This window comes from Methanobrevibacter millerae, assembly GCF_900103415.1.
GTDB classification, from domain to species: domain Archaea; phylum Methanobacteriota; class Methanobacteria; order Methanobacteriales; family Methanobacteriaceae; genus Methanocatella; species Methanocatella millerae.
This window is the reverse complement of the sequence record NZ_FMXB01000020.1, coordinates 1-11,141: the sequence shown is the minus strand read 5'-3', so window position 1 is coordinate 11,141 and position 11,141 is coordinate 1. Positions and strand designations below refer to the sequence as shown.

The window sequence follows — 11,141 nt, the reverse complement described above, 5'->3', positions numbered from 1 at the left end:
TAATTAAAGTATTACTAATGAGGTAAAAAACCTCTAAAAAGTATTACTTTTAATGGCAAAATTTAAACTAATCATGAAACAAACAATTAATCATATTAAACAAAATGAGGCTAGTTCATGATATGGAATGAAGAAATAGAAACAATGCCAAGGCAAGACCTTGAAGAATTGCAATTAAAGAAACTTCAGGCGACCGTTAAGCGCGCTTTTAATGAAATACCATACTACAATAAAAAATACAGTGAAGCTGAAGTTTATCCGGAAGACATAGAATGTCTAAATGATATTCAAAAGCTGCCGTTCATAACAAAGGATGACCTGCGTGAAAGCTATCCCTTCGGATTATTCGCAGTGGACATGTCCAAAATTAAGGAATTGCACTCATCATCCGGAACTACCGGAAAGCCTGTGGTTTCAGGCTATACCGAAAAGGACCTTGACACATGGGCCGAAACCATAGCCAGAGGACTGAGCATGATGGGAATCGGCGAAAACGACATTCTCCAGAACACACACGGATACGGGATGTTTACCGGAGGTTTCGGAGTTCACTACGGAAGCCATAAGGTCGGAGCCGCCATTATCCCGATTTCAACCGGCCAGACAAGAAGACAAATCGAAATCATGCAGGACTTTGGCACTACAGGATTGATTTTTACCCCATCCTATGGAATCCACTTGGGTGAAATTGCACTTGAAGACGGAATCGACCCTAAGACTTTGGGAATCAAGGCAATCGGATTTGGAGCTGAAATGTGGACCGAAGAAATTAGGCAAAGGGTTGAGGAAATCTTCGGCGCAAAGGCATACAACATCTACGGACTCACCGAACTCATGGGTCCTGGAGTCGGAGTCGAATGCATCGAGCAGAAAGGACTTCACATTGCAGAAGACATCTACTATCCGGAAATCATCGACCCAAATACCTTGGAAAACCTGGGACCTAATCAAAAGGGAGAACTGGTCCTTACAAACCTTCAAAGGGAAGGAATGCCTGTAATCAGATTCAGAACCAAAGACCTGACGAAACTGACCTATGAGAAATGCGGATGCGGAAGGACTCATGCGAGAATGAGCAGGATTACCGGCAGATCAGACGACATGATTAAGGTAAAGGGAGTAGCAATTTTCCCGTCACAAATAGAAAAGGCATTGCTTAGAATCGGCGATGTAGAGCCTCATTACTTAATAATCGTTACAAGACCAGGAACATTGGACGAAATCGAAGTCAAGGTTGAAGCCTCACAGAACCTTTTCTTTGACGGAGTTAAAGACATGATGGCCATTACCGATAAGATCGGAAAATCCATCGAAAACGAAACCGGAATCAGAGTGAAAGTAACTCTTGTCGAACCTAAAAGCCTTCCAAGATTTGAAGGAAAGGCAAAAAGAGTAATAGATGAAAGGGATTTACATTAAAAGGTGATTAATTATGAAAATCAAACAGCTATCAATATTTTTACAAAACAGGATGGGAAGCCTGTCAAAACCTCTGGAGGTCCTGTCCGAAAACGACATTAATATCAGGGCAATGTGCATGGCGGACACATCCGAATTCGGTATCATAAGGCTTGTTGTGGACAATCCTGAAAAGGGAAAAGAGGTTCTTGAAGAAAACAATTTCCTTGTCAAGCTCACTGAAATCATCGGAGTTGAAATGAACGATACACCTGGAGGTCTTACAAGCGTTTTAGAAGTAATTAAGGAGAATAACATAGATCTGGAATACCTCTACGCATTTACACACGACAAGGCAGACAAGGCAATACTATTATTGCACACTGACGACATCGACAACTTAATCGATGTTTTAAATAACAATAACATAACCATAACGCCTGCAGAGGAAGTTTACAACCTATAAACTTCTTCAATCCTTTTCATTTTTCAATTCATCTAACTTTTCATTTAATTTACTGACTTCAAGCGTTAAGTCTTCTATCTTTGATTCTAAATCATCACGGGTATCCCTGCTGATTCTTGAAACGTATATTGATGAGATTACAGCCGTTAATGTGGAAAAAATCAGTATTCCACCGACCATTGCAATAATACCGACAATCCTTCCAGAAACTGTCGTTGGAACAATATCGCCATAACCTGTACTTGTTGCGGAAACGACTATATACCAGAGGGCAGTAGCCAAATCATGGATATCCGAATCCACTATTCGAATGAGAACCGTCAGTAAAAAAATAAAGAGTATAGCAACAAAAAGAATCTTGTCCAGATAGGTTCTTTTGAGGAATCTGGTAAATGCCTTTTCACTGTCACGGGCCAGCACGTAGAGCTTAATCATCTGAACCAGCTTAATCAGCCTTAATGCTCTGAGAAAATAGAAATTCAAAGGAAGCATTCCCAAAATAGACAATCCGTTATCCCTCATATACTGTTTTCTGTCGTCACAGTGATAATAGCTGTAGATGAATTCAATCCACAAAACAACACACAAAATAAGATCAAAAGTCCAGGCACCGACTTTAAGCGATGAATCAACAGGATAAAATGTAACATAGGCCAAAAGGCAAATGTCAATAATTATTAAAAAAATTAAGATTAAATAAAATGCTCGCTTCCTAGTTATTGCCATGGATAATATTATTTATGAAGTAATATTTAAATTTTCAACACTATTGATTAACTTTGAAGCCAAATCGTAGGTAACTTCCATCTCTTCAAAGGTATAGCATTCATAGACAATAGTTGGAATGCCCGCCTCGGCAGTGGGTTCCGTTATGAACGGAGGGCTTGTCCTGTGTTCGGGAGCATAATACTGCAGGTCAGGAATCAAATCAAGCAAAGCATTTACATATTCAGTTGATTTCTCATCAAAGCCCGGAGCGAAAAGGAAATTAGTTATCTCATAGTTTCCAGGCCCGATCGTTCCCCGGTTGGAGTGGATATCCAAAAACAAGTCATACTTCTTATCAATAATGTCTGAGGTTACAAACTCGCGCGCCAAAAGCTGGCCTTCCATTCTGCCTTCGCTTTCGCTTTCAACGTCATTAACGTGAATGTTATATAGATAATAACAGTATTTCAAATCTTTTTTGGCCATTAACTTGTCGAAAAGCGCCCTGTGGGACTTGCTTTCAAGGGGATGCATGCCTATCAGATAGGCTATTTTTACCTCAGATTCGGCATTTCCAATTGGGCCATGCAGATAAACGCTTCCCAATTCGTTTTCACCTATCAATGAAGCGTCATAGTCTTTAGAATCAACGCGGGATTTGTAAAGCTCTTCATTCATGCTATCAAAAAAAATAAGAAAGGTGACTAGAAAAATCTAGTCGTCGGAAGGTGCGCGTGCACCCAATTCTTTATTCAATTCGTATATCAATCTTTTGTCGCCGTCAGCCAGTTTTGCTTTGGCAACAAGTTCCATTGCGTTTTCCTCTTCTTCAACCTGTTCTTCAACGAACCATTGGAGGAAGTTGTTGGTAGCGTGGTCCTTTTCTTCAATAGCTAAGTTAACTAAGTCATCGATAAGACCGGATACCTTTTTTTCATGTTCAAGGACATGTTCAAATGCAGCCAATGGAGAATCCCATTCGGTTTGAGGTCCTTCGATTTCAGTTAAGGTTACGGAAGCTCCTCTTCTTATGATGTAGTCATAGAATTTCATTCCGTGTTCAAGTTCTTCTGCTGCCTGAACTCTCATCCAGTTAGCGAAACCTGCTAAGTCTTCATCTTCAAAATAAGCTGCCATGGATAAATATAAGTATCCAGAATAAACTTCAGCGTTTAGTTGTCCGTTTAAGGCTTTTTCCATATTTTCAGAAACCATTTTATTTCACCGATTAACATTTTGTAATTGATTAAATATAAACCTTAACTATTTTAATTAATCAAAGAACAAAGTAATACCATGATTGAAAAGTCCATTTACGAAGATTATGAAATTGATTTCAGCGACACCTACACAAGCGTTGACGCCTATTACTTTATTTTCAACTCCGAAAGGGAACTCTATCTGGATAATGATGAATTGGCAAGAAGCATTGACGACATTGACGTTAACTTCTCATTATATATCGGAAAATATAAAAACAAGGACTGCTTTTGCGTAAATGCCGATTTTAAGAATGGCTATGACCTGCGTGAAGTCTATGAATTCAACAGGGACTTGTACCTTATGGGCACAAAAGCTGTTTTAGTAAACGATTGGTATATATCACATCAGTATTGCGGACGATGCGGAACGAAGACTCAATTAGATGAAAAGGACATGATGTTAAAATGCATGAAATGCGGTCAAGTGCACTATCCTAGAATCGCTCCTGCAATTATTGTGGCCATCAGAAATGAGGACAAATTGCTTATGGCAAAACACAGCTATCATGACAATATCCGCTTTGCACTTATTGCCGGTTTTGTGGAACCTGGCGAGTCCATTGAGGAAGCCGTCCACAGGGAAGTCGCTGAAGAGGTAGGAATCAAAATCAAAAACGTCAATTACCTTAAAAGCCAGTCCTGGCCATTTCCCAATTCACTGATGCTTGCCTTTGAAGCCGAATATGATTCAGGTGAGATAAAGGTTGACGGTGATGAGATAGTCAAGGCGCAATGGTTTAAAAGGGATGAAATCATAAGATATTCATCCGACATAAGCATCTCCGACTGGTTGATTCAGAGATTCATCGATTTAACGCAATAGCTGACTAAAAAAATACAAATCATTGAATATTTTAATGTAAGCTTTTAATTTGTGTTTTTCGGGCGAATTTGTTAAATGAATGAAAATGTCTTCATTGGAATATATATTATATCGCCATCTTTTCTAATTGTTCTTGTTGTTTGTGAAACAATTATCCCATGATTTGAATTATAACGCTTCATCGCATTTATAATCTGACGCTTATCTTTATTTTTATGGCCAACTTCAATCGGAATAGGGTTTTCAAACATCTTACTTAAAAGAAAATCTACACCCCCTTTCCTTTTTTCGAAAAAGACCTCAAAATCAAAGAAATTGTCATCATGTATCAGATTAAATAACAATGATGCAACAAAATTCTCAAATAAAATTCCCTCATATTCTTCTTCTTTGAGTTTAGTAACTCCAAATGTCAAATTGATTACATGACGAATACTAGGGGTTGCAAAATAATATTGCTTTTCTTTTTTGGTTCTATGGTTTATGCCACCGTAATCATCATAATGGAAGAGTAATTGTGTTTTTTCAAATAAATAAAATAATGTATTTATTGTACTGAATGGACATCCAAGCTCTGAAGACAATTTATTTTGTGAAACATCACCAGGATATTTTTGTGCTAAGAATTTTAATATTCTCATTGCATAACTTTGGGTGTCAGTAGTGATATTTTTAATTGTTCCCAAGTCTTTTTGAATAACCGTATTCACTGAATTAAACATTTTTTTAACTATATCCCTTTGTCTAGTGTCAAACATGACCTGGGGAAATCCTCCAAATTTGAAATAATTGTCCCAATCAGTAGATGAATATCCTTTTAAATTTAACAAATCATGATTAACCTTTTGTTCAATTTCGATTGCATCTTCCACATTTCCTGTGAAAATTAAATCTCTTAAGGCATTTGATAAATCAATTGAATTATATTTATATTTTAAATTTAAGTGTTGCGTGTAATTTAAAGGATTAATATTGTAATTAATTATTCTTCTTGCAGCTTCTTCATCATAATTTAAGTTAAGGGCTGATGAACCCGTAAATATCATGAAAATTTTTTTGCTTTGATCATAAATCATCTTGCCGGCAAGTGACCAATTTTTATCGTAATGTGACTCGTCAATTAATAGGAATATCTGATGATTTAATGTTTTAATACTTGCATGATGAAAATTTTTTATATAATCATCAATTACAGCATAAATATCGCATTGCTGAATATAATTCAATTGTTCACAGGAGATATACAAGATATTTTCTGGATTAATATTTTTCTCATTAAATAAATAGTCATAGACTTCTAAAAGTATTGTACTTTTTCCAACTCCTCTTAAGCCAGGCAATGTAACAAAACGATTAACGTTATTTCCCTGTAGAAAATCATCAATATAAATTTTTATTTCTTCAAATTCTAATCTAGGCGTTAATTTAATATTTTGATGGTATAATTCATCATTCAATAAAAATTGAGTCTCATTAACCTGATTTAGGATAAATCTTTGAATTTCAGCTTTATTTTCAACCATTTTATTTACCTCCATATTATTGAAATATATAGCTTATTTTTTTATCTATTAACTCTTTATATATACCTTATTTTTTTATCTATTAACTTTTTATATATACCTTATTTTTTTATCTATTAACTCTTTATATATACCTTATTTTTTTATATATAAATAATTTATCTTTTTTAAAAATCAATTAAGAATTCAGAAAAATAATATCTTCAAAAGCTAGTATGATTTGATAGGTTATTAATATTATTTAAAGCTATAATTCCGCCCTTTAGCCTCTGAAGGCCGTCAATTAACAGTTCTTCGGGACATGCTATGTTCATCCTCAAGAAAGTGTCGCCTGATTGGCCGAAGTCAATTCCCGCTGATAAGAACAATCCCTGATTAGACCTTAAAAACTCGCTTAAAATTTTAGACGAAACGTTTAAAGCCGAACAGTCAAGCCATAAAAGATAGGTCGCCTCGCATTCAACAAGTTTGATAATAGGAAGCTCACTTTTTAAGTAATCACGAACAATCTGCTTGTTTTTAAATATTGTTTCCCTTAACTGCTCCAGCCAGTCTTCGGATTCATTATAGGCAGCCATTACAGCAGAGGCAGCAAAGACATTGCAGGAGTCTGAATTGTCAACATGCATTTGAGTTTTTATTTTTTCCAAAAGTTCACTGTTTGTCGTATGGACAATGGAGCTTTGAAAACCCGCAATATTGAATGATTTGGATGGAGAAAGACATCTTATCACGTAATCGTCAGCTTCAAAAGGAATGTATTTAATGCCCGGATCGGTTAAATCACAGTGGATTTCATCACTTATTAAAATAACGCCATGCTTTTTGCACAACTCGCCAATACGGGCCAAGTCATCTTTTGAAAATATCTTTCCGACGGGATTATGTGGATTGCATAAAATCATTAATTTGACTTTAGAGAGTTTCTCATCCAGATCATCAAAATCAATTGAATACTCGCCGTTTTCATAAATCAGCTGATTTTCAAGGACTTTTCTGTTGTTGTCTTCAATCACATAGAAAAATACATGATAGACGGGAGTCTGGATTAAAATCTCATCCTTTTCATCAGTTAAACATCGAATCATTGAGGATATCGATGGCATTACACCGATGGAATATAGCATGTCTTCCTTTGACATCTTCAAGTCGTATCTTCTATCCCACCAGTTAATGTAAGCTTCAAACAGCTCATCCGGAACAATAGTATAGCCGTATACGGGATGCTCGGCCCTTTTTTGAATTGCATTTTGTATTGGGGGAGCCACCCTGAAATCCATATCAGCCACCCACATGGGCAAATCATCACCGAATAAGTCCCATTTCAAGCAATAGGTGTCCTTTCTGTCAATGACACTTTCAAAATCGTATTCAGTATTTTTCATAGTGTATTCTTCCCTCGTCGAACTTGTCCATGAATTTGTTTTCCCAGCCCTCTGCAGGATAGCCTAAGGTAATTATGCAGAAGGGAATCTGGTTTTCATTGTCAAGGCCAAACAAATCTGCAACTTTCTGCATCGTCTCTTCGGTAGGCGCAACGCCGTTCCAAAGGCCTCCCAGGCCCAAGTTGACGGCTTCAAGAAGCATGTTTTCTGCCGCTGCGGACATGTCCTGCTGCCAATGGAGCTTATAGAATGCCCTTTCGATATTGGCAACCAGAAGGATTGCAACGGGAGCTGTCTTTACCCTTGGCTTGATTTGCGAAAGCTTTTCCAAGGTTTCCCTGTTTTTAATTACGACAAATTCCCATGGCTCGGCGCCCAACCTGGAACCCGGAGCCTGCATTCCTGCCTTTAAAATCCTTAATATATCCTCGTCACTTACTTCTTCGTCAGTATACTCACGGATACTTCTTCTCATGTTGATTACATCTTCAAAATCAGCCATTCAAATCACTCCTTTGAGAGTTCAGCTCCTATCTTAAAGGCGTTTTCAATATCTTTCGGATACTGCAAAATCAGCTGCTTTTCCTTCATTTCCTGTGAAAAGCCTGCCATGTTGTATTTGGAATAGTCATGAACCTGAAGTGTATCACAGACCGGATAGGTTCTTATCTCGCCGTTTAAAAAGGAGAAGAGAAACTCGATGCTTGATAAACTCTCTTCCATGGACTGCTTATAGTAGTCAATCGGCGCATTCATTGTGTAGAATATGCCTACATTGACCTTGCCTGTGTAATAGCTTGATCCGTCGTCATAAGACATTACGCAGAATATCAGTCTTTCGATGAGCGCCCTGAATTCGCTTGTAGGCTCTCCAAAGTAAATCGGCGAACCTATCAATAAGGTATCTGCTTCCAGAATCCTTTCAATCAATGGGGAGAGCTCATCTTTCCAGTAGCATTTGCACTTTGGCTTTTCCTTCATTTTACAGACAAGGCAGCTTCTGCATCCTTTAAAAACAAGATCGTATAAATTGACATATTCCACTTCGGCTCCGACAGATTCCGCACCTTTCTGGGCGGCCTGCATTACCTCGGCAGTATTCCATTTCTTTCTCGGACTTGCATTAATGACAATCGTTTTCATAATACAATCTATATAAAAACAGTTTAATAAATGCTTTACAAAAAATAGAAAAAAAGTTGGGAGCTATTCTTCAGATTTTCTGAATCTGGCAGCTCCGCCAATCAATAGGATTAATAAGAGGACAAATATAGGATTGCCCGTTTGATATTTTGAGAGACTTATGCCTTCACTGGCCTTTTCAGGAACATCGCTTCCGTTTCCAGGAGTATTATTGCCATTATCCGCTACAACGATTGCTGTAGTGGTTACGTTGGCTTCGTATTTGGCGTCACCTGAGTAATAGACAGTTACCGGATGAACTCCGCTTTGCAAACCAGGAATTGAAAATACCGCCTGGCCGTCAACGACTTCCTGAGTATAGGTTTTGCCGTCAACCGTTATGGTAACGGTTCCGGTTGCGTCAATCGGAAGCTTTACAACAACAGTTCCGTTTTCACCTATTTCAATGCTGTCTCCGCTTGCAGATACGGGTTCGCTGTATTTGGATACAGTGAATTTAGTTGTCGTATTGCTTGGCTCGTAGTTTTCATCACCAGGATAGCCTAAAAGGGCTTCATATTCTCCGCTGGCCAAATTAGGAACTTTAAATATGGCTTCACCGTTAACTATATCTGCATAGTATTCCTCACCACCCAATCTCAATAGTGCACGGCCTGTAGCGTCTTGTGGAAATGTGGCCTTAATGGTTTCCTCATCTCCAACCATGATGTCATGGGAAGTTGCGGTTACATTTGCAGGGACTTTGGACACTTCAAACTGGCCTGTCGTGAAATTAGAAAGGTATTTATCATCTCCAGGATAGGTTACGGCAACAGTCTTGTTTCCGACTGCCAAACCGTCAACGTTGAATACTGCCTTTCCATCAACGATTTCTGCTGTGTATTTTTTGGCATTTATTTCAATCGTGACATTTCCCGTTGCGTCATCAGGAAGAGTTACGGTTACAACAGCAGCCTGGCCCACGCCGATGTCATCCACGCTGACGCTTATTGGAGCAGGGACTTTAGGAACATTAACAGTTCCTGTCTGTGTCTTTTCGCCATAGTGGTCATCACCGGAGTAAGTTATGGTCATTTCATGCTCACCAGGATCCAAACCATCCACATTAATAACAGCCGTACCGTTAATCACTTCTGCCTGGAAAGTCTTGCCGTCAACAGTAACTGTTACGTTTCCAGTTGCGTCTTCAGGCAATACAACCACAACGGTTCCGTTGTTTTGGTCTATGATTTTAATTGAAGGATCCTTATCGGATACGGTAAAGATTGTCGTATTTGTGCACGGCAGGTATTTTGCATCACCGTTATACATTGCGCTTACAACATATTCGCCTTTAGGAAGTCCAGATATTACAAGTATTCCATTTCCGCCACTTATTGCAACTGAATAGATATCTCCGCTTTCATCAGGTGAAAGAAGTTTTCCTTCATCCAAATCAAAGTGATATTCAACTCCATCAATTACAACGGTTACAATGCCCGTTGCGTCTTGAGGAACAGTTAAAGTAATTACTTCCAAATCGCCCACAGTAATGTTTTGAGCCACAGGAATTACGAATGATTCAACCTTTGAAACATTGAACAGGCCTTTGGTTGAGCTTGATTCATACTTGTCATCACCAGTGTAGGTAAGGTTTACGTCATAAACTCCGTTAGGCATGCGAGGTATCTGTGCGACTCCAACACCGTTGGTTACGTTAACATAATATCCGACACCGTCAATGTCAATCAATACCTGTCCGGTTGCATCTTCAGGGACAGTTACAGTAATCGTTACGTTTTCACCGACATCAATGTCAGTGATTGTTGCGTTTACGAATGAAGGACGTTTGGATACGGTAATCGTTCCAGTCGTGTGATTTGCAAGGTAGCTATCATCACCAACATAATCAACAGCTATTGTCTTGGTTCCTTTAGCCAAATCAGGAACTTCAAATACTGCTTTACCGCCTTTGATTTCAGATGAGTATTTTACACCGTCAATTTCAATCGTGACATTACCCGTTGCGTTATCTGCAACTTTAACTTCAATGACTGCGGTATCTCCAACGTAAATGTCTTCAACAGATACGCTTATTGGGCTTTCCGCCTTAGGAACATTTACTGATGAAGCTGCAGTGCTTGGAGCATGGTTGTCATCGCCTGAGTATGCGATTTGTATATCATGGGTTCCCGGAGTTAAATTGTCCAGGTTTACAACTGCAACGCCGTCAATTACTTCAGCAGTGTAGTTTTCACCGTCAACTGTGACCGTTACGTTACCTGTTGCATTATCGCCTACAACGACAACGACAGTTCCGTTTCCTTTATCCACAACAATCAAATCAGGAGTTGTTTTTGTCTTATCGACAGTTAAGTTTGAAATGACTTGAGTTGGAGCATAGTTATCGTCACCAGAATACTCAACAACAATAGTCTTGTCACCAGCAGTCAA

11 protein-coding genes are annotated in these 11,141 nt (G+C 38.4%); 3 read left to right on the top strand and 8 right to left on the bottom strand.

Annotated features, from left to right (window positions below; all coding sequences use genetic code 11):
• Window positions 1–117 precede the first annotated feature (117 nt).
• Window positions 118–1,419 carry a phenylacetate--CoA ligase family protein gene (locus F3G70_RS09995; RefSeq protein WP_149732563.1) on the top strand — a complete coding sequence of 434 codons (1,302 nt, stop codon included), beginning with the start codon at window positions 118–120 and terminating at the stop codon, window positions 1,417–1,419.
• A 13-nt stretch (window positions 1,420–1,432) separates the two neighbouring features.
• Window positions 1,433–1,864 carry an acetolactate synthase gene (locus F3G70_RS09990; RefSeq protein ID WP_149732562.1) on the top strand — a complete coding sequence of 144 codons (432 nt, stop codon included), beginning with the start codon at window positions 1,433–1,435 and terminating at the stop codon, window positions 1,862–1,864.
• 6 nt (window positions 1,865–1,870) lie between these two features.
• Here the strand turns inward: F3G70_RS09990 and F3G70_RS09985 are convergent, their stop codons facing one another.
• The 3 genes from F3G70_RS09985 to F3G70_RS09975 are packed head-to-tail and all read right to left on the bottom strand — an operon-like array spanning window position 1,871 to window position 3,787.
• Complete coding sequence (locus F3G70_RS09985) at window positions 1,871–2,590, bottom strand: potassium channel family protein (RefSeq protein ID WP_149732561.1); 720 nt, start codon at window positions 2,588–2,590, stop codon at window positions 1,871–1,873.
• A gap of 12 nt (window positions 2,591–2,602) precedes the next feature.
• Window positions 2,603–3,250, bottom strand: a complete 648-nt coding sequence (locus F3G70_RS09980; RefSeq protein WP_149732560.1) for an adhesin — start codon at window positions 3,248–3,250, stop codon at window positions 2,603–2,605.
• A gap of 36 nt (window positions 3,251–3,286) precedes the next feature.
• The gene (locus F3G70_RS09975; RefSeq protein ID WP_149732559.1) at window positions 3,287–3,787 is read right to left on the bottom strand and encodes a ferritin; all 501 of its coding nucleotides are present in this window, start codon (window positions 3,785–3,787) and stop codon (window positions 3,287–3,289) included.
• A gap of 81 nt (window positions 3,788–3,868) precedes the next feature.
• Between F3G70_RS09975 and nudC the strand changes: the two genes are divergently transcribed.
• On the top strand, window positions 3,869–4,657 hold the full coding sequence (nudC, locus tag F3G70_RS09970) for an NAD(+) diphosphatase (RefSeq protein ID WP_188118155.1): 789 nt from the start codon (window positions 3,869–3,871) through the stop codon (window positions 4,655–4,657).
• Window positions 4,658–4,728: 71 nt separating this feature from the next.
• Here the strand turns inward: nudC and F3G70_RS09965 are convergent, their stop codons facing one another.
• The 5 genes from F3G70_RS09965 to F3G70_RS09945 all read right to left on the bottom strand — a co-directional run.
• On the bottom strand, window positions 4,729–6,180 hold the full coding sequence (locus F3G70_RS09965) for an ATP-binding protein (RefSeq protein ID WP_188118154.1): 1,452 nt from the start codon (window positions 6,178–6,180) through the stop codon (window positions 4,729–4,731).
• A 203-nt stretch (window positions 6,181–6,383) separates the two neighbouring features.
• On the bottom strand, window positions 6,384–7,565 hold the full coding sequence (locus tag F3G70_RS09960) for a MalY/PatB family protein (protein WP_149732557.1): 1,182 nt from the start codon (window positions 7,563–7,565) through the stop codon (window positions 6,384–6,386).
• The gene (locus tag F3G70_RS09955) at window positions 7,552–8,067 is read right to left on the bottom strand and encodes a nitroreductase family protein (RefSeq protein WP_149732556.1); all 516 of its coding nucleotides are present in this window, start codon (window positions 8,065–8,067) and stop codon (window positions 7,552–7,554) included. The genes F3G70_RS09960 and F3G70_RS09955 overlap by 14 nt, the downstream gene beginning before the upstream one ends.
• Window positions 8,068–8,072: 5 nt before the next feature.
• Window positions 8,073–8,708, bottom strand: coding sequence for a flavodoxin family protein (locus tag F3G70_RS09950; RefSeq protein WP_149732555.1), 636 nt, complete (start codon window positions 8,706–8,708; stop codon window positions 8,073–8,075).
• A 63-nt stretch (window positions 8,709–8,771) separates the two neighbouring features.
• A partial coding sequence (locus F3G70_RS09945) for an Ig-like domain-containing protein (protein WP_149732554.1) occupies window positions 8,772–11,141 on the bottom strand: 2,370 nt, incomplete at its 5' end.

Excerpts from the sequence above, each read along its gene's own strand:
- F3G70_RS09995 (WP_149732563.1), top strand. The coding sequence starts at position 118 with ATGATATGGAATGAAGAAATAGAAACAATGCCAAGGCAAGACCTTGAA.
- F3G70_RS09990 (WP_149732562.1), top strand. The coding sequence starts at position 1,433 with ATGAAAATCAAACAGCTATCAATATTTTTACAAAACAGGATGGGAAGC.
- F3G70_RS09985 (WP_149732561.1), bottom strand. The coding sequence starts at position 2,590 with ATGGCAATAACTAGGAAGCGAGCATTTTATTTAATCTTAATTTTTTTA.
- F3G70_RS09980 (WP_149732560.1), bottom strand. The coding sequence starts at position 3,250 with ATGAATGAAGAGCTTTACAAATCCCGCGTTGATTCTAAAGACTATGAC.
- F3G70_RS09975 (WP_149732559.1), bottom strand. The coding sequence starts at position 3,787 with ATGGTTTCTGAAAATATGGAAAAAGCCTTAAACGGACAACTAAACGCT.
- nudC (WP_188118155.1), top strand. The coding sequence starts at position 3,869 with ATGATTGAAAAGTCCATTTACGAAGATTATGAAATTGATTTCAGCGAC.
- F3G70_RS09965 (WP_188118154.1), bottom strand. The coding sequence starts at position 6,180 with ATGGTTGAAAATAAAGCTGAAATTCAAAGATTTATCCTAAATCAGGTT.
- F3G70_RS09960 (WP_149732557.1), bottom strand. The coding sequence starts at position 7,565 with ATGAAAAATACTGAATACGATTTTGAAAGTGTCATTGACAGAAAGGAC.
- F3G70_RS09955 (WP_149732556.1), bottom strand. The coding sequence starts at position 8,067 with ATGGCTGATTTTGAAGATGTAATCAACATGAGAAGAAGTATCCGTGAG.
- F3G70_RS09950 (WP_149732555.1), bottom strand. The coding sequence starts at position 8,708 with ATGAAAACGATTGTCATTAATGCAAGTCCGAGAAAGAAATGGAATACT.